The 15,867-nt window shown below is 68.7% G+C and carries 15 protein-coding genes; 3 read left to right on the top strand and 12 right to left on the bottom strand.

The features are described from left to right. Positions 1 to 77: 77 nt before the first annotated feature. Positions 78 to 2,021, bottom strand: coding sequence for a 1-deoxy-D-xylulose-5-phosphate synthase (gene dxs, locus ASE68_RS08795; RefSeq protein ID WP_055861041.1), 1,944 nt, complete (start codon positions 2,019 to 2,021; stop codon positions 78 to 80). Between the two features lie 234 nt (positions 2,022 to 2,255). On the opposite strand from dxs, the gene ASE68_RS08790 reads away from it, so the two are divergent. Further along, a complete protein-coding gene (locus tag ASE68_RS08790) occupies positions 2,256 to 2,603 on the top strand; it encodes a LysR family transcriptional regulator (protein ID WP_055857495.1) in 348 nt (115 codons plus the stop codon). A 161-nt stretch (positions 2,604 to 2,764) separates the two neighbouring features. Here ASE68_RS08790 and acnA read toward each other — a convergent pair whose 3' ends face one another. From acnA to dut, 4 genes are all read right to left on the bottom strand, one after another. Further along, positions 2,765 to 5,575: an aconitate hydratase AcnA gene (acnA, locus tag ASE68_RS08785; protein WP_055857493.1), complete on the bottom strand. Its 2,811-nt coding sequence runs from the start codon at positions 5,573 to 5,575 to the stop codon at positions 2,765 to 2,767. 156 nt (positions 5,576 to 5,731) lie between these two features. Beyond that, positions 5,732 to 6,511: a DUF3159 domain-containing protein gene (locus ASE68_RS08780; protein WP_055857491.1), complete on the bottom strand. Its 780-nt coding sequence runs from the start codon at positions 6,509 to 6,511 to the stop codon at positions 5,732 to 5,734. A 2-nt stretch (positions 6,512 to 6,513) separates the two neighbouring features. Next, positions 6,514 to 7,134, bottom strand: coding sequence for a DUF3710 domain-containing protein (locus ASE68_RS08775; protein ID WP_055857489.1), 621 nt, complete (start codon positions 7,132 to 7,134; stop codon positions 6,514 to 6,516). Next, entirely contained in the window at positions 7,131 to 7,589 is a 459-nt protein-coding gene (gene dut, locus ASE68_RS08770) for a dUTP diphosphatase (RefSeq protein WP_055857487.1), read from the bottom strand. Before dut ends, ASE68_RS08775 begins: the two co-directional genes overlap by 4 nt. A 38-nt stretch (positions 7,590 to 7,627) precedes the next feature. Between dut and ASE68_RS08765 the strand changes: the two genes are divergently transcribed. Beyond that, a complete protein-coding gene (locus tag ASE68_RS08765) occupies positions 7,628 to 8,092 on the top strand; it encodes a DUF3093 domain-containing protein (RefSeq protein WP_055857484.1) in 465 nt (154 codons plus the stop codon). Here ASE68_RS08765 and ASE68_RS08760 read toward each other — a convergent pair. Beyond that, on the bottom strand, positions 8,089 to 8,382 hold the full coding sequence (locus ASE68_RS08760) for a DUF4193 domain-containing protein (RefSeq protein WP_055857482.1): 294 nt from the start codon (positions 8,380 to 8,382) through the stop codon (positions 8,089 to 8,091). The genes ASE68_RS08765 and ASE68_RS08760 overlap by 4 nt on opposite strands. A gap of 193 nt (positions 8,383 to 8,575) precedes the next feature. On the opposite strand from ASE68_RS08760, the gene sepH reads away from it, so the two are divergent. Beyond that, positions 8,576 to 9,652 carry a septation protein SepH gene (gene sepH / locus ASE68_RS08755; protein ID WP_055857480.1) on the top strand — a complete coding sequence of 359 codons (1,077 nt, stop codon included), beginning with the start codon at positions 8,576 to 8,578 and terminating at the stop codon, positions 9,650 to 9,652. Positions 9,653 to 9,705: 53 nt separating this feature from the next. Here the strand turns inward: sepH and ASE68_RS08750 are convergent, their stop codons facing one another. The 6 genes from ASE68_RS08750 to tig all read right to left on the bottom strand — a co-directional run bounded on the left by ASE68_RS08750 (position 9,706) and on the right by tig (position 15,848). Then, positions 9,706 to 10,860: a benzoate/H(+) symporter BenE family transporter gene (locus ASE68_RS08750; protein ID WP_055857478.1), complete on the bottom strand. Its 1,155-nt coding sequence runs from the start codon at positions 10,858 to 10,860 to the stop codon at positions 9,706 to 9,708. Between the two features lie 12 nt (positions 10,861 to 10,872). Then, the gene (gene clpX / locus ASE68_RS08745; protein WP_055857476.1) at positions 10,873 to 12,150 is read right to left on the bottom strand and encodes an ATP-dependent Clp protease ATP-binding subunit ClpX; all 1,278 of its coding nucleotides are present in this window, start codon (positions 12,148 to 12,150) and stop codon (positions 10,873 to 10,875) included. A gap of 205 nt (positions 12,151 to 12,355) precedes the next feature. Beyond that, entirely contained in the window at positions 12,356 to 13,024 is a 669-nt protein-coding gene (locus ASE68_RS08740; RefSeq protein WP_055857474.1) for an ATP-dependent Clp protease proteolytic subunit, read from the bottom strand. Positions 13,025 to 13,050: 26 nt separating this feature from the next. Then, on the bottom strand, positions 13,051 to 13,671 hold the full coding sequence (locus ASE68_RS08735; protein WP_255353515.1) for an ATP-dependent Clp protease proteolytic subunit: 621 nt from the start codon (positions 13,669 to 13,671) through the stop codon (positions 13,051 to 13,053). Positions 13,672 to 13,812: 141 nt separating this feature from the next. Next, positions 13,813 to 14,298, bottom strand: a complete 486-nt coding sequence (locus ASE68_RS08730) for a tetratricopeptide repeat protein (protein WP_055857470.1) — start codon at positions 14,296 to 14,298, stop codon at positions 13,813 to 13,815. A 71-nt stretch (positions 14,299 to 14,369) separates the two neighbouring features. Further along, positions 14,370 to 15,848, bottom strand: coding sequence for a trigger factor (gene tig / locus ASE68_RS08725; RefSeq protein WP_055857468.1), 1,479 nt, complete (start codon positions 15,846 to 15,848; stop codon positions 14,370 to 14,372). Positions 15,849 to 15,867: the final 19 nt, after the last annotated feature.

The following is a 15,867-nucleotide window of genomic DNA, read 5'->3' as shown; positions in this document are numbered from 1 at the left end:
CTCGAAGAAGGGGCCGGATCCGCAGTGCGGATCCGGCCCCTTCTCGCGTCTCGTGCGCGCCTCGGCTGTGGCGGGTGTCAGCGGTCTCGGGCGACGATCGGGCTCGCACCCGTGTCGCTCGAGACGCCGCGCGCGTGCGGCAGCTTCGACCCCAGCACCATGCCCATGACGTCGCGGGCGATGTGCTGCGGCGTCAACTGCGTGCGTTCGAGGATCTGCGCGCGGGAGGCGTGGTCGAGGAACTCGTCGGGCAGGCCGACCTCGGTCACCGCCGTGTCGACGCCGGCCTCGCGCAGGTCCTGGCGGATGCGAGTTCCGATGCCGCCGACGCGGATGCCGTCTTCGATGCACACGACGAGCCGGTGCTCCGCAGACATGCTCACCACGCTGCGCGGAACGGGCACGACCCAGCGAGGGTCGACCACCGTCGCACCGATGCCCTGTGCGGCGAGGCGTTCGGCGACCTCGAGCCCGGTGCCGGCCATCGGCCCGACCGTCACGATGAGCACGTCCTTGCTCGCGCTCTCGCGCAGCACGTCGACCCCGTCGTCGGTGCGGCGCACCGCGTCGTAGAACTCGCCGACGCTGCCCTTCGGGAAGCGCAGGGCGGTCGGGCCGTCGTCGACGGCCACGGCCTCGGCGAGTTCCTCTTCGAGCCGAGCGGCGTCGCGCGGCGCGGCGAGCCTGATGCCCGGCACCACCTGGAGGATCGCGAGATCCCAGACGCCGTGGTGACTCGGGCCATCGGGGCCAGTGACGCCCGCGCGATCGAGCACGAAGGTGACGCCGGCCTTGTGCAGCGCGACATCCATGAGCACCTGGTCGAACGCGCGGTTCACGAACGTCGCATAGATCGCGACGACCGGATGCATGCCGCCGAAGGCGAGACCGGCAGCGGATGCCGCGGCGTGCTGCTCGGCGATGCCCACGTCGATGACCCGCTCGGGGAACCGCTCGGCCATCTTGTGCAGGCCGGTCGGGCGCAGCATCGCCGCGGTGATGCCGACGATGCGCTCGTTCTCGGCGGCGAGCTCGACGAGCTTGTCGCCGAAGACGCTGGTCCAGCTCGCCTTGCCACTCGTCTCGAGCGACTCGCCGGTCTCGGGGTCGATCTGCCCGACGGCGTGGAACTGGTCGGCGACGTCCTTCAGCGCCGGCTCGTAGCCACGCCCCTTCTCGGTGATGGCATGCACGATGACCGGCGCGCCGTAGTTCTTGGCCTGCTCGAACGCCTCGATCATCGCCGACACGTCGTGGCCGTGCACCGGCCCGATGTACTTGATGTCGAGGTTGGAGTAGAGGGCCTCATTGTTCGAGAAGCGTGCGAGGAACCCGTGGGTGCCGCCGCGGACGCCGCGGTAGATGGCTCGGCCGGGGCCGCCCAGACGATTGAACGCCCGCTGGCTCGTGAGGTAGAGGTTGCGGTAGCTGCGCCGCGTGCGCACGCCGTTGAGGAACCGCGCCATGCCGCCGATGGTCGGCGCGTACGAGCGTCCGTTGTCGTTGACGACGATGACCAGACGACGGTTGTTGTCGTCGCTGATGTTGTTCAGCGCCTCCCACGTCATTCCGCCGGTGAGCGCGCCGTCGCCCACGACGGCCACCACGAACCGGTCGTTCTGACCCGTCATCGAGAACGCCCTCGAGATGCCGTCTGCCCAGGACAGCGAGCTGGACGCATGCGAGCTCTCGACGATGTCGTGCTCGGACTCCGACCGCTGCGGGTAGCCGGCGAGGCCGCCCTCCTGGCGGAGGGTCGAGAAATCCTGACGACCGGTCAGGAGCTTGTGCACGTACGACTGGTGGCCCGTGTCGAAGACGATCGCATCACGCGGCGAATCGAACACCTTGTGCATGGCGATCGTCAGCTCGACGACCCCGAGGTTCGGGCCGAGGTGTCCGCCGGTCTTGGCGACGTTGCGCACCAGGTACTCGCGGATCTCGGCGGCCAGCTGCTCGAGCTGATCCTTCGAGAGAGCGTCGAGGTCGCGAGGACCTCCGATCGACTCCAGAAGGGACATCGAGACCACCTTTCGCTTCTGCATCGGACGGACCGGCGCATCACGTCATTCTACGCGGTCGGCCCTCGGGCAGCCCGACGCCGCGACACCGAACGGGGCCATGACGAACCCGATCGGACCTCGCATCGGATTCGGCGCGAACGAGAGACGACGGCCGCTCGGATCGAGAATCGCGAGCCGCCGTCGTACTGTTGAGACGGCTGCGGAACGCGCGGCCGAACGAGAGGCTCGCACATGGACACCGCACTGCTCCGCCACTACGTCGTCGTGGCGACCGAGCTGCACCTGGGCCGAGCCGCGGCATCGCTCGGCGTGCCTCGGGCGACCCTCAGGACATCCCTCGCCGATGTGCAGCGCGCCGTCGGCGCGGTGCTGCTCGAGCGCGACGACGACGAGATCACGCTCACCGAGGCCGGCACCATGTTTCTGGCGACCGCTCGATCGGAGCTCGCCGTGATCGACGCGGCGAACGCACCCCCGAAGCCCAAGGCCGGCGGCAAGGCGAAGGCGTCGAAGGGCAAGGGGCGGGCTCCCAAGGTCAAGGGCCAGCCGCTGCCGTACAAGAAGCGCCAGTCGCGCTGAGCCGAGACCGGGTCCGGCATCCGGGCATCGGTCAGGCGGATCATCGCGGGTGCGTCGGATGTCTCGCTCGCCCCACCTGGCCGAGCGCACCCGACGACGAACGCCCGCTCCCCCGCCCCCGAAGGTTCTGGGCGGAGAAGCGGGCGTCAGGTCGTGCAGGCTCAGACGAGCGAACGCAGCACGTACTGCAGGATGCCGCCGTTGCGGTAGTAGTCGGCTTCGCCCGGGGTGTCGATGCGCACGACCGCGTCGAACTCGACGGTCTGCTTGCCCGCGGGCGACTGCTCGCTCGGGGCGGCGACGACGTGCACCGTCTTCGGGGTGACACCCTCGTTCAGCTGCTCGAGACCCGAGATCGAGACGACCTCGGTGCCGTCGAGGCCGAGCGACGCCCAGCTCTCGCCTGCCGGGAACTGCAGCGGCACGACGCCCATGCCGATGAGGTTCGAGCGGTGGATCCGCTCGAAGCTCTCGGTGATGACGGCCTTGACGCCGAGGAGGCTCGTGCCCTTGGCTGCCCAGTCGCGCGAGGAGCCGGAACCGTACTCCTTGCCGCCGAAGATGACGAGCGGGGTGCCCTGAGCCTGGTAGTTCTGGCTCGCGTCGTAGATGAACGACTGAGGCGCGTCGGCCTGCGTGAAGTCGCGGGTGTAGCCGCCCTCGACACCGTCGAGGAGCTGGTTCTTCAGGCGGATGTTCGCGAACGTGCCGCGGATCATGACCTCGTGGTTGCCGCGGCGCGAGCCGTAGGAGTTGAAGTCCTTGCGCTCGACACCGTGCTCGGCGAGGTACCGTCCGGCAGGGCTGTCGGCCTTGATGTTACCGGCGGGCGAGATGTGGTCGGTCGTGACCGAGTCACCGAGCTTGGCGAGCACGCGCGCACCGACGATGTCGGCGACGGGGGTCGTCTCCATCGTCATGCCGTCGAAGTACGGGGGCTTGCGCACGTAGGTCGACGCCTCGTTCCACTCGAACGTGGAGCCGGTGGGGGTGTCGAGTCCTCGCCAGCGCTCGTCGCCCTCGAACACGCTCGCGTACTGCGTGACGAACATGTCGGTGTCGATCGAGGTGTCGATCGTGCGCTGCACCTCGGCGGCGTCGGGCCAGATGTCCTTCAGGAACACGTCGTTGCCGTCGTGGTCGGTGCCGAGCGCGTCGGCCTCGAAGTCGAAGTTCATCGACCCGGCGAGGGCGTACGCGATCACGAGCGGCGGGCTCGCGAGGTAGTTCATCTTTACGTCGGGGTTGATGCGACCCTCGAAGTTGCGGTTGCCGGAGAGTACCGCGGTGACGGCGAGGTCGGAGTCGTTGACCGCGGCCGAGATCTCGTCGAGCAGCGGGCCGGAGTTGCCGATGCAGGTCGTGCACCCGTAGCCGACCGTGTAGAAGCCGAGCGCCTCGAGGTCGTCGGTCAGGCCGGCCTTCTCGTAGTAGTCGGTGACGACCTTGGAGCCCGGCGCGAGGGTGGTCTTGACCCACGGCTTGGCCTTGAGGCCCTTCTTCGCCGCGTTGCGGGCGAGCAGGCCGGCGGCCAGCATGACCGACGGGTTCGACGTGTTCGTGCACGAGGTGATGGCCGCGATCGCGACGGCTCCGTGGTCGAGCACGAAGTTCTCGCCCGAGGCGAGCGTGACGTCGGTCGGCTTCGACACCGTCGCCGGTGCGTGGCTCCGGTGGGTGTGCAGGTGGTGCGAGTACTCGTCTTCGGGCGAGTTGCCGGGAGCATCGGATGCCGGGAACGACTCGGATCCCTCGAGGTCGACGAGGTCGTGCTCGACCGTCGCGTAATCGAGCAGGGCGCTCTCGAACGCCGACTTCGAATCGGAGAGCTCGATGCGGTCCTGCGGGCGCTTCGGACCGGCGATCGACGGCACGACCGTCGAGAGGTCGAGCTCCATGTACTCGCTGAAGACGGGCTCGTTGTCGGCGTCGTGCCAGAGCTTCTGGACCTTCGCGTACGCCTCGACGAGGGCGAGCTGCTGCTCGCTGCGACCGGTGAGCCGCAGGTAGTCGATGGTGACGTCGTCGATCGGGAACATCGCGGCGGTGGACCCGAACTCGGGGCTCATGTTGCCGATGGTCGCGCGGTTCGCGAGCGGCACGGATGCCACGCCCTCGCCGTAGAACTCGACGAACTTGCCGACGACGCCGCGCTTGCGGAGCATGTCGGTGATCGTGAGCACGACATCGGTCGCGGTCACGCCGGTGGGAATGGCGCCGGAGAGCTTGAAGCCGACGACCTTGGGGATGAGCATCGACACGGGCTGGCCGAGCATGGCCGCCTCGGCCTCGATGCCGCCGACGCCCCAGCCGAGCACGCCCAGGCCGTTGACCATGGTCGTGTGCGAGTCGGTGCCGACGCACGTGTCGGGGTAGGCCCGGAGCACGCCGTCGACGGTGCGGTCGTAGATGACCTTCGCGAGGTGCTCGATGTTCACCTGGTGCACGATGCCGGTGCCCGGCGGGACGACCTTGAAGTCGTCGAACGCGGTCTGACCCCAGCGGAGGAACTGGTAGCGCTCGCCGTTGCGCTCGTACTCGATCTCGACGTTGCGCTCGAGCGCGTTCTCGGTGCCGAAGAGGTCGGCGATGACCGAGTGGTCGATGACCATCTCGGCGGGCGAGAGCGGGTTGATCTTGTTCGGGTCGCCGCCGAGGGCGACCACGGCCTCGCGCATGGTCGCGAGGTCGACGATGCAGGGCACGCCGGTGAAGTCCTGCATGACCACGCGCGCGGGCGTGAACTGGATCTCGGTGTCGGGCTCGGCCGTGGGAACCCACGAGCCGAGTGCCTCGATCTGCTGCTTCGTCACGTTCGCACCGTCTTCGGTGCGGAGCAGGTTCTCGAGGAGAACCTTGAGGCTGAACGGAAGCTTCTCGTGGCCGGGCACCGTGTCGAGACGGAAGATCTCGTAGGATTCCTCGCCGACGCGGAGCGTGTCCTTCGCCCCGAAACTGTTCACTGCAGACACGATGTCCTCTCCTTCACGGATGCCGCGCGAACGACGCGCAACACTCCATCATCTCCGTCGAACATGGGGCTGTTCCAGCAAGGGTAACCTAAGCGCCACCGTGCCCGACAGGCTCCGCACGACCGCGGAATTTATCTCGACGTCGAGATAACTGTATCACTCGGCAGAGCGCGCCGACGACGGGTAGACGGCGCGCACCACGAGCCAGGAGAAGACGAGGACGAGCGCGTAGAGCGGCACGCCCATGAGCAGGCGGGAGACGCCGAGCGCCGCGACGTTGTCGACGAAGTAGAGCGGCACCTGCACCACGAGGCGAGCCGTGAAGAGCCCGATCCAGACGATGGTGAGGAACTGCGCGGCCCGCATCTTGCGACGATCCTCGCGCCACGCGGTTCCGTCGCCCATGAGGAAGCCGACGATGATGCCGATGGCCGGCCAGCGCACGAGCAGCGAGATGAGCAGGGCGACCGCGTAGGCCGCGTTGGTGAAGAACCCGAGCACGTAGTTGTCGCGCGCGTCGCCCGACCACAGCGAGAGCGCAGCCGAGGCGAGCACGCCGATGAGGCCTGCGATCGCCTGCGTCGGCTGCCCCTTCGTCGCGAGCCTGACGATCGTGAACACGACGGCGAGGCCGACGGATGCCGCGAGAGCCGGCACGAGCGCGGCCTGCGTGGTCCACCCGGAGAGGCTCGTGAGCACGGCGTAGGTGACGAGGAAGACCAGGCCGGGCAGCAGGGCCTCGAGCACGCCTCGGACGCCGCCGATCGCCTTCAGGAGGTCGCCGCCGCTGAGCTTCTCGTCGCGCGCGAGCGCGCCGAGGCCGCTGCGCTCGGCGGCTGCGGCCATCTGACGTGCGAACTCGCCAGAGGCCGCGTCGTCGGCCGCGGCATCCGCTCGCCCGTCGTCGCCGGACGGCTTCGAGTCGGGTTCGGCCATCGTCACGCGGTCGGCGCGCCGGCCGAAGTGCTCGGCATGCGGAGCGGGATCAGGTCGCGAGGGGGCATGGGCGTCGAACCGCGCACGACCACGATCGAGCGGAAGAGGTCCTCGACCTTCGCCGCCGCGGTCGGGTCGACCGCGGCCTCGCCGGCGATGACGCCGCGGAGGAACCACCGGGGTCCGTCGACGCCGATGAAGCGAGCGAGCCGCTGGTGGCCGGTCTGGCCCTCGGCCGCGGCGACCGGGATCTGCGCCAGGACCTCGGGGCCGAAGGTTCCCTCGCGCACGGTCGTGGTGCCGCCCTGGCGGGCGATCTGATCGGCGATCTGCGCGCGGATCTCGTGCCAGAGCCCGCTGTTGCGGGGAGCCGCGAACGGCTGCACCTGCAGGGTCGAGTTCGCGTAATCGAGGCCGATCGCCACGACGCGCTTGGTGCCCTCCTCGACCTCGAGGCGCACGTGCAGCCCCTCGCGAGGCAGCACCTTCAGTCCGCCGAGGTCGACGTACGGACGGACCGGGTTCGCCTCCGCCTCGTCGAACGGGCCGGCGGACGCTCGGTCGTCTGGTGCGGACTTGGGGTGGTCGACGGGGACTTCGTCGACGTTCTCGATATCGCTCACGCGTTCTCTCCTGACTTGTGCTCCCCGAAACCGGTGGAGCCGAATCCCCCCTCGCCTCGCTGGCTCCCGGGGAGCCGCTCGACTGCGACGAACCTCGCACGGCTCACCGGCATGACGATGAGCTGGGCGATGCGGTCGCCCACCTCGATCGCGTGCGGCTCACTCGTGTCGGTGTTCAACAACGCGACCTTGATCTCGCCGCGGTACCCCGCGTCGACCGTGCCCGGCGCGTTCACGATCGTGATGCCGTGCTTGAAGGCGAGGCCCGAGCGCGGAACCACGAAGCCGACGTAGCCGTCGGGCAGGGCGATCGCGACGCCGGTGCCGACGGTCGCCCGCTCACCGGGCTCGAGCACGATCGCCTCGGAGGCATGCAGGTCGGCTCCGGCATCGCCGGCGTGGGCGTAGGCGGGAACACGGTCTGCGGTGATGAGCACCTCGACGGAATCGGTCACCGTTCGAGGGTAGTGCAGAAGTCTGATCGAATAGAGCCATGCCCGTGTATCGCGAACGCCTCTGGCCGACCCCGTGGATCTACATCGCCACCCTGCTCCTCGTGCCGGCGAGCATCCTCGTGCTCGCACCGGTCTCGATGCCGGCCGGCATCATCACGGGCATCGTGCTCTACGGTGCGTGCATCGGCGTGTTGTCGGTGACCTCACCCCTGATCGAGATCTCCGACGGCGTGCTGCGGGCGGGTCGCGCCGAGATCCCGCTGAGCCAGACCGGGCATGCCGTCGCTGCGTACGACGAACGTGCGCGGGTCGAGACCGGAACGGGACTCGACGCCAGGGCCTTCCTCGTGATCCGGGGATGGGTGAAGCCCGTCGTGCGGATCCCCATCGAGGACCCGGCGGACCCCGTGCCCTACTGGCTCGTGTCGAGCCGCGAGGCAAATGAATTGGCCGCCGCGATCAATGGATCGCGACGGCCAGAGCACGGGGAGAGCGCCGACTAGGCAGCGCACTCCTGGCAGATCGGTCCGAGCTTTGACTCGTGATCGATCTGCGAGCGATGCTTCACCAGGAAGCAGTTCACGCATGTGAACTCGTCCGCCTGCGGCGGCAGCACGACGACGTCGAGTTCGACGTCCGAGAGGTCGGCACCGGGCAGGTCGAAACCACCGGGGTTGTCGGCGTCTTCGACGTCGACCACACCGGACATCTTGTCAGGCACGCGCTCCTTGAGGGCCTCGATCGACTCGGAGTCGTCCTCGGTCTTCCGTGGTGCGTCGTAATCCGTTGCCATTCCCATCCATTTCGTTCAGCGCCGAAGATTCGGCGGCCATAGTCTGCATCAAATCGCAGCCATTGGCAAACCATTCAGGCTGGTCTACCATTTGCTCCCTCTCAACTTCCGGCGCGCCCGGGGTATTCCCAGAATCGCCGTGATCGACATGGCATCCTTGGGCGGAGACAGAAGCACGGAAGGGCTTGTCGAGATGCAGGAACTCAAAGTAATCGGAGTCGAGAACGGCGCGCTGCTGGCCGCATCCGACGATGGCGCACGATTCCGGATCGAGATCGACGAAGTACTGCAGTCTCGGATCCGCCAGGCGCAGCCCGAGGTGCACACCGGACCGAAACCGTCACCGCGCGAGATCCAGGCCCTGGTGCGCTCCGGCCTCTCGGCCGAAGAGGTCGCCCAGGTGACCGGCGCGTCGGTCGACTACGTGCGGCGCTTCGAGGGCCCGGTCGTGGCCGAACGCGAGCACATGGTGACGAGCGCGCTCGCCGTGCCCGTGCACGCGGTCATCGAACAGGACTCCGACGAGCCCGTCACGTTCGGGCTCGCGATCCGCGATCGCCTCGCCAAGCTGGGTGCGCTCGGCGAACGCTGGGCGAGCTGGAAGGACGAGGAACGGGGCTGGATCGTCAAGCTCGAGTTCACGGCCGACAGCATCGACCACGACGCCCGCTGGGGCTTCGAGCCGCGCAAGCAGTCGCTGCAGCCGCTGAACTCCGAGGCCACCACGCTCTCGCAGCAGGGCGAGCTGAAGGGCGGGCTCATGCCGCGCCTGCGAGCAGTCGGTCCCGACAACGAGGACTCCCGCTTCGACAGCGGCGCCTTCACGTTCGAAGAGCCCGACGTCAACCCGCTCGACACCGCACCCCACCTCGAGCCGCTCCCCTACGCTCGTTCGACCACGTCGGTTTCGAGCCCTGCCGTGTCGCGCGCGGCGATCAAGCGCGCCGATGAGCCGACGCAGGCACTCGGCGAGACGGCCGACCTGCTCGAGGCGCTGCGTCGCCGCCGAGGCGAGCGCGAGGCGGCGAGCACCGATGCCGACCTGCAGCCCGAACTGCCGCTGCCCATCGATCCGCCGTCACCCCCGCAGGCTTCCAGTGACGACGAACTGCCCGACGAGCGTCAGTCGAGTCCGGCCCGCTCGATCTGGGGCAGCAAGGCGACGACGGGTTCGACGAGCGCGCCGCGGAATTCGAAGAAGGGTCGCGCCTCGATGCCGAGCTGGGACGAGATCGTCTTCGGCGCGCGCACCGACGACGACCTCGCCTGACGCCTCCGCAACGGCGGACGCCGCTGCTCACCCTGCGGCGCAGTTCCAGGGTTTCACACACGAACGCGGCGAGGCCGCAGCCACACGAGCAGCACGCCTCCGACGAGCAGTCCCCAGAACGCCGAGCCGATGCCGGCCACGGCGACGCCTGACGCCGTCACGAGGAACGTGCCGATCGCCGCGATGCGCGAGTCGACGCCCTCGAGTGCGCTCGTGACCGAAGCCACCAGGGCGCCGAGCAAGGCGAGCCCGGCGACCGCGGTGATGATGATCGGCGGCGACGCCTGCACGATCGCCGCCGCGAGTCCGGCGGCCGCGCCGAGCACGAGGTAGGAGCCGCCCGCCGACACCGTGGCGATCCAGCGCTTCGCGGGATCGGGGTTCGACTCCGGGCCGGCCATGATCGCCGCCGTGATCGCGGCCAGGTTGATGGCATGGCCGCCGAAGACGGCCGCGCCCATGCTCGCGGCGCCGGAGGTCACGAGCACCGGCCGAGGAGGAGCTTCGTAGCCGAAGGTCGACATCACGGCGAACCCGGGAACGTTCTGGCCGGCCATGGTGACGACGAACAGCGGCAGCCCGAGGCTCACGATCACCGCGGGATCGAAGACGGGGGCCACCACCTCGAGCGCGGGCATCACCGTGGGGGCATCGAGCACCGACGGCCCAGCGATGATGCCGATGCCGACGACCGCGACGGCCATGGCCGCAGGCACCGCCCACCGCGGCGCCAGGCGCGCCAGAAGCAGCCAGACGAGCACCATGGGCACCGCGATCGCGGGCTGCTCCACGGTCGCCGTGACGGGCGCCAGGCAGATCGGGAACAGGATGCCGGCGAGCATCGCGCTCGCGAGCGGTTTCGGGATCGACGTGATGAGCCGGCCGAATGCCGGCCAGAGTCCGGCGACGACGATGAGCGCGCCGCAGACGAGGAACGCGCCGATCGCCGCGCCGAACTGCTGCGTGGTCGTGGACGCCGAGACGAGCAGGGCCGCCCCCGGCGTCGACCAGGCGAACGAGACCGGCATCCGGAGCACGATCGGCAGCACGATGCAGGTGAGGCCGGTGGCGATGCACAGGGCGAAGAGCCCGGATGCCGCCTGCGAATCGGTCGCGCCCACCGCGCCGAACCCGGCGATGACCAGCGCGAACGAGCTAGCGAAGCCCGTGATGGCGGCGATGACCCCCGCGACGACCGTGTGGAAGATGGCCGTGCCGGGTTAGGCGGACTTCTCGGCGCGACGCGTCTTGTGCGGCACGATCGTCGGTGCCGCGTTGTCGAGCACTGCGGCCTTGGTCACGACGACCCGGGCGACGCCCGTGGAGGACGGCACCTCGAACATGATCGGCCCGAGCACCTCCTCCATGATCGCGCGGAGCCCTCGTGCGCCGGTCTGGCGGAGCACGGCGAGGTCGGCGATCGCCTGGAGGGCGGCCTCCTCGAAGTCGAGCTGCACCCCGTCGATCTCGAACATGCGCTGGTACTGCTTGACGAGGGCGTTCTTCGGCACGGTCAGGATCTCCATGAGCGCCTCGCGATCGAGCGGCGTCACCGTGGCGACCACGGGAAGGCGGCCGATGAACTCGGGGATCAGGCCGAACTTGTGGAGGTCTTCGGGAAGCACCTCGCTGAACAGCTGCGCATCGCTCTCTTTGTTGTGGAGCGGAGCGCCGAACCCGATGCCGCGCTTGCCGGCCCGCGACGAGATGATGCTCTCGAGTCCGGAGAACGCGCCGGCGACGATGAACAGCACGTTCGTCGTGTCGATCTGGATGAACTCCTGATGTGGATGCTTGCGCCCGCCCTGCGGCGGTACGGAGGCGACGGTGCCCTCGAGGATCTTGAGCAGGGCCTGCTGCACGCCCTCGCCCGAGACGTCGCGGGTGATCGACGGATTCTCGGCCTTGCGGGCGATCTTGTCGACCTCGTCGATGTAGATGATGCCGGTCTCGGCACGCTTGACGTCGTAGTCTGCGGCCTGGATCAGCTTCAGCAGGATGTTCTCGACGTCTTCGCCGACGTAGCCGGCCTCGGTCAGCGCCGTGGCGTCGGCGACCGCGAACGGTACGTTCAACTGCTTCGCGAGCGTCTGCGCGAGATAGGTCTTGCCGCAGCCCGTCGGACCGATGAGCAGGATGTTCGACTTGGCGATCTCGACATCGTCGTGCGCGCGGTCGGCGGTGGTCAACGTCGCCTTGGCCCGCACACGCTTGTAGTGGTTGTAGACCGCGACGGCGAGTGCCTTCTTCGCGGCCTCCTGGCCGATGACGTACTCCTCGAGGAATCCGAAGATCTCCTTCGGCTTGGGGAGCTCGAACTCCCCCGCCTCGGTCTCACCGGACTCGGCGAGCCGCTCCTCGATGATCTCGTTGCAGAGCTCGACGCACTCGTCGCAGATGTAGACGCCGGGACCGGCGATCAACTGCTGAACCTGCTTCTGGCTCTTTCCGCAGAACGAGCACTTGAGCAGATCGGCGCTCTCCCCGATGCGTGCCATCGAACCCTCCCTGTCGACGAGTCTGTTCCGAGCCTAGCCCGAGATCAACGCCCGACGGCCAGACGCGCCCGGAATGATCGTGCCGACGTTTCGCGCGGGGCGAACGGGCAGCCCGGTTTCATCGGAACCGCTTCACCGCCCACGCGAAGATGCCCCGGCGAATCCGCCGGGGCATCGTTCTCGGCGCGGTGTCAGCGCGACGGGATCAGCGCGTGATCGCCGGCAGCGCCTTGCGCGAGGTGAGCACCTGGTCGATGAGACCGTACTCGAACGCCTCCTGCGCGGACAGGATCTTGTCGCGATCGATGTCGCTGTTCACCTGCTCGGGGGTGCGGTTCGAGTGACGCGAGAGCGTCTCTTCGAGCCACGTGCGCATGCGCAGGATCTCGGCGGCCTGGATCTCGATGTCGGACGCCTGGCCGTGGCCGGCCTCGCCCATGGCGGGCTGGTGGATCAGCACGCGGGCGTTCGGCAGCGCGAGGCGCTTGCCGGGGGTGCCTGCGGCGGCCAGCACGGCGGCGGCGGACGCGGCCTGACCGAGCACGACGGTCATGACCTCGGGCCGGATGTACTGCATCGTGTCGTAGATCGCCGTCATGGCCGTGAACGAGCCACCGGGCGAGTTGATGTACATGATGATGTCGCGGTCGGGATCCATCGACTCGAGCACCAGCAGCTGCGCCATGATGTCGTCGGCCGACGCGTCGTCGACCTGCACGCCGAGGAAGATGATGCGGTCCTCGAAGAGCTTGGCGTAGGGGTCCTGGCGCTTGTAGCCGTAGGCCGTGCGCTCCTCGAAGCTCGGCAGGATGTAGCGCGACCCGGGAGCCTGCACGCCGTTGAAGGCGGTGCCACCGAAAGCGGGGATGTTCATTCGCTCGTTCTCTCTTCTCTCGATGCCTACGCCTGGGTTCCGCCGCCGCCGGCGACGTCGAGGGCCGACTCGCGGATGTGGTCGACGAATCCGTACTCGAGCGCCTCCTGCGCGGTGAACCAGCGGTCGCGGTCGCCGTCGGCGTTGATCTGCTCGACGGACTTGCCCGTCTGTGCGGCGGTGATCTCCGCGAGGCGGTTCTTCATCGAGACGATGAGCTGCGCCTGCGTCTGGATGTCGCTCGAGGTGCCGCCGAAGCCGCCGTGCGGCTGGTGCAGGAGCACTCGGGCGTTCGGCGTGATGTACCGCTTGCCCTTGGTGCCCGCCGTGAGGAGCAGCTGCCCCATCGAGGCGGCCATGCCGATGCCGACGGTGACGATGTCGTTCGGCACGAACTGCATGGTGTCGTAGATCGCCATGCCGGCCGTGATCGACCCGCCGGGCGAGTTGACGTAGAGGTAGATGTCCTTCTTCGGGTCTTCGGCGGCCAGGAGCAGCAGCTTGGCTGCGATCTCGTTGGCGTTCTCGTCACGCACCTCGGATCCGAGCCAGATGATGCGGTCCTTCAGCAGTCGATCGAAAACTCCGGTGCCGGGTGTCGCTTCGGCCATGTGTCGCTCCTTCTGCGTTGTCGCGTTGTGTCGAATCTATCCGGTGCAACACGCGCGAACGCGGCTGTTCGCCCTCGGCGGATGCCGCGTCGCGCCGGGTTCGCCCACAGCGGATCGGTGGGCGTCGACGAGCACGGATGCCCGGTCTGTTCACGGTCGCCCGCGGCATCCGACCACTCAGTCGAGCAGTTCGCGCGCGTAGTTCGTCACCGACCGGGTGTAGCGCCGCAGGTGCGGTGCGAGTGCGAGCAGGGCGACGGATGCCGCGCGCTCGGCCTCGCCCGACGTGACGAGGGCGAGCGCGAGGAACGCGGCGACCTCGTCGCGATACGGGGCCTCTGCGTGGTCGCGCAGTTCGCCTTCGAGCAGGTCGAGGGCTCGGGCGTTGTCTCCGAGGTTGCGGATGCTGCTCGCCATCTGGATGACGGCCTGCGGGCGGTTCTCGTCGTCGAGGCCGAGCCGGAGCGCGCGCTCGTAGAGCGGTACCGCCTCGTCCGGGCGACCGGCGGAGTCGCGCGCTCCCGCGCGCTCGAGCACGGCCTGCGCGTCGTCGTCGCCCCGCTCCGCCGCGATCGCGTCGATGCGCGCGATCAGCTCGTCGTCGACGAGCCTGCCCGACGTGTCGTTCCAGATGGCGTCGATGCGCTGCTGCCAGTCGTCCATGGTTCCTCCTGCGAGAACGACGCAGGGCCAGACGTCGAGACGTCTGGCCCTGCGGTGATCGAACGCTCGAATTACTCGGCGTCGGCCTTCTTCGGCGCGCGCTTGCGAGCCGGCTTCTTCTCTGCCGCGGCGTCTTCGGCCGGAGCCTCGGCCTCGGCTGCGGCCTTCTTCGTGGCGCGCTTCTTGGGGGCCGGAGCCTCTTCGGCGGCCGGAGCCTCGTCGGCAGCCGGCGCCTCCTCGGCGACGGGAGCCTCGTCGGCAGCCTCGTCGTCGGCGACCGCGGTGAACTCGGAGAGGTCGACGGGCTTGCCCGCGGCATCCGACACCTTCGCCTTGCCGAGCGCGATCGCGAGCGCCTTGTTGCGCGCGACCTCGCCGACCATGGCGGGGATCTGGCCCTGCTGGCTCAGGATCTGCACGAACTCGTTGGGGTCCATGCCGTACTGCGCGGCGCCCTGCACGAGGTACTGCGTGAGCTCCTCCTGGCTGACCTTGACCTGCTCGGCCTCGGCGATCGCGTCGAGCACGATCTGCGTCTTGAAGGACTTGGTGCTCGCCTCGGTGACCTCGGCGCGGTGCTCGTCGTCTTCGAGGCGGTTCTCGCCCTCGAGGTGACGGTGCACCTCGTCTTCGATGACGCTGTCGGCGACGGGGACCTCGACGAGCTCGAGGAGCTTGTCGACGAGGAGGTCGCGGGCCTGCGAGCCCTGGCCGAAGGACTTGTTGCGGGCGACCTGCTCGGTCAGGCTCGCGGTCAGCTCGTCGAGCGTGTCGAACTCGCTGGCGATCTGCGCGAAGTCGTCGTCGGCGGCGGGGAGCTCGCGCTCCTTGACGGCGCCGACGGTCACGGTGATCTCGGCGGTCTGGCCCTCGTGCTCGCCGCCGAGCAGCTTGGACGCGAACGTGGTGGTCTCACCGGCGGTGAGCGAGTCGAGCGCCTCGTCGATGCCCTCGAGCAGCTCGCCGGAGCCGAGCTCGTAGGAGATGCCGTTGGCGGTGTCGACCTCGACGCCCTCGATCGTGGCGACCAGGTCGAGCGTCACGAAGTCGCCCTTCGCGGCGGGACGATCGACGGTGGCGAGCGTGCCGAAACGGGTGCGGAGACGCTCGAGCTCTTCGGTGACCTCGTCGTCGCCGACCTCGACCGAGTCGACGGTGATCTCGAGGCCGTCGTAGGCGGGCAGCTCGATCTCGGGGCGCACGTCGACCTCGATGGCGAGGAGGAGGTCGCCCGAGAAGTCCTTGTCGCTGGGCCACTCGACGATGTCGGCCTCGGGGCGGCCGAGCGGGCGGAGCTCGTGCTCGGCGACCGCGGCGCGGAAGAAGCCGTCGAGGCCCTCGTTCACGGCGTGCTCGAGCACGGCGCCCTTGCCGACGCGCTGGTCGATGATGGGCGGCGGCACCTTGCCCTTGCGGAAGCCGGGCACGTTGACCTGCTCGGCGATGTGCTCGTACGCGTGGGCGATGCTGGGCTTCAGCTCCTCGGGCGTCACCGAGATGGTGAGCTTGGCGCGAGTGGGGCTCAGCTTCTCAACCGAAGTGGTCGGCATGTGAAGATCTCTCCTGTTT

Origin of the sequence: Agromyces sp. Leaf222, assembly GCF_001421565.1 — a bacterium.
Classification (GTDB): Bacteria; Actinomycetota; Actinomycetes; order Actinomycetales; family Microbacteriaceae; genus Agromyces.
This window is presented reverse-complemented; position numbering and strand designations above follow the sequence as displayed.

What these genes read in the sequence shown, in the direction of transcription:
- dxs (WP_055861041.1), bottom strand. Translation starts at nt 2,021, where the DNA reads ATGTCCCTTCTGGAGTCGATCGGAGGTCCTCGCGACCTCGACGCTCTC.
- ASE68_RS08790 (WP_055857495.1), top strand. Translation starts at nt 2,256, where the DNA reads ATGGACACCGCACTGCTCCGCCACTACGTCGTCGTGGCGACCGAGCTG.
- ASE68_RS08780 (WP_055857491.1), bottom strand. Translation starts at nt 6,511, where the DNA reads ATGGCCGAACCCGACTCGAAGCCGTCCGGCGACGACGGGCGAGCGGAT.
- ASE68_RS08765 (WP_055857484.1), top strand. Translation starts at nt 7,628, where the DNA reads ATGCCCGTGTATCGCGAACGCCTCTGGCCGACCCCGTGGATCTACATC.
- ASE68_RS08760 (WP_055857482.1), bottom strand. Translation starts at nt 8,382, where the DNA reads ATGGCAACGGATTACGACGCACCACGGAAGACCGAGGACGACTCCGAG.
- sepH (WP_055857480.1), top strand. Translation starts at nt 8,576, where the DNA reads ATGCAGGAACTCAAAGTAATCGGAGTCGAGAACGGCGCGCTGCTGGCC.
- clpX (WP_055857476.1), bottom strand. Translation starts at nt 12,150, where the DNA reads ATGGCACGCATCGGGGAGAGCGCCGATCTGCTCAAGTGCTCGTTCTGC.
- ASE68_RS08740 (WP_055857474.1), bottom strand. Translation starts at nt 13,024, where the DNA reads ATGAACATCCCCGCTTTCGGTGGCACCGCCTTCAACGGCGTGCAGGCT.
- ASE68_RS08730 (WP_055857470.1), bottom strand. Translation starts at nt 14,298, where the DNA reads ATGGACGACTGGCAGCAGCGCATCGACGCCATCTGGAACGACACGTCG.
- tig (WP_055857468.1), bottom strand. Translation starts at nt 15,848, where the DNA reads ATGCCGACCACTTCGGTTGAGAAGCTGAGCCCCACTCGCGCCAAGCTC.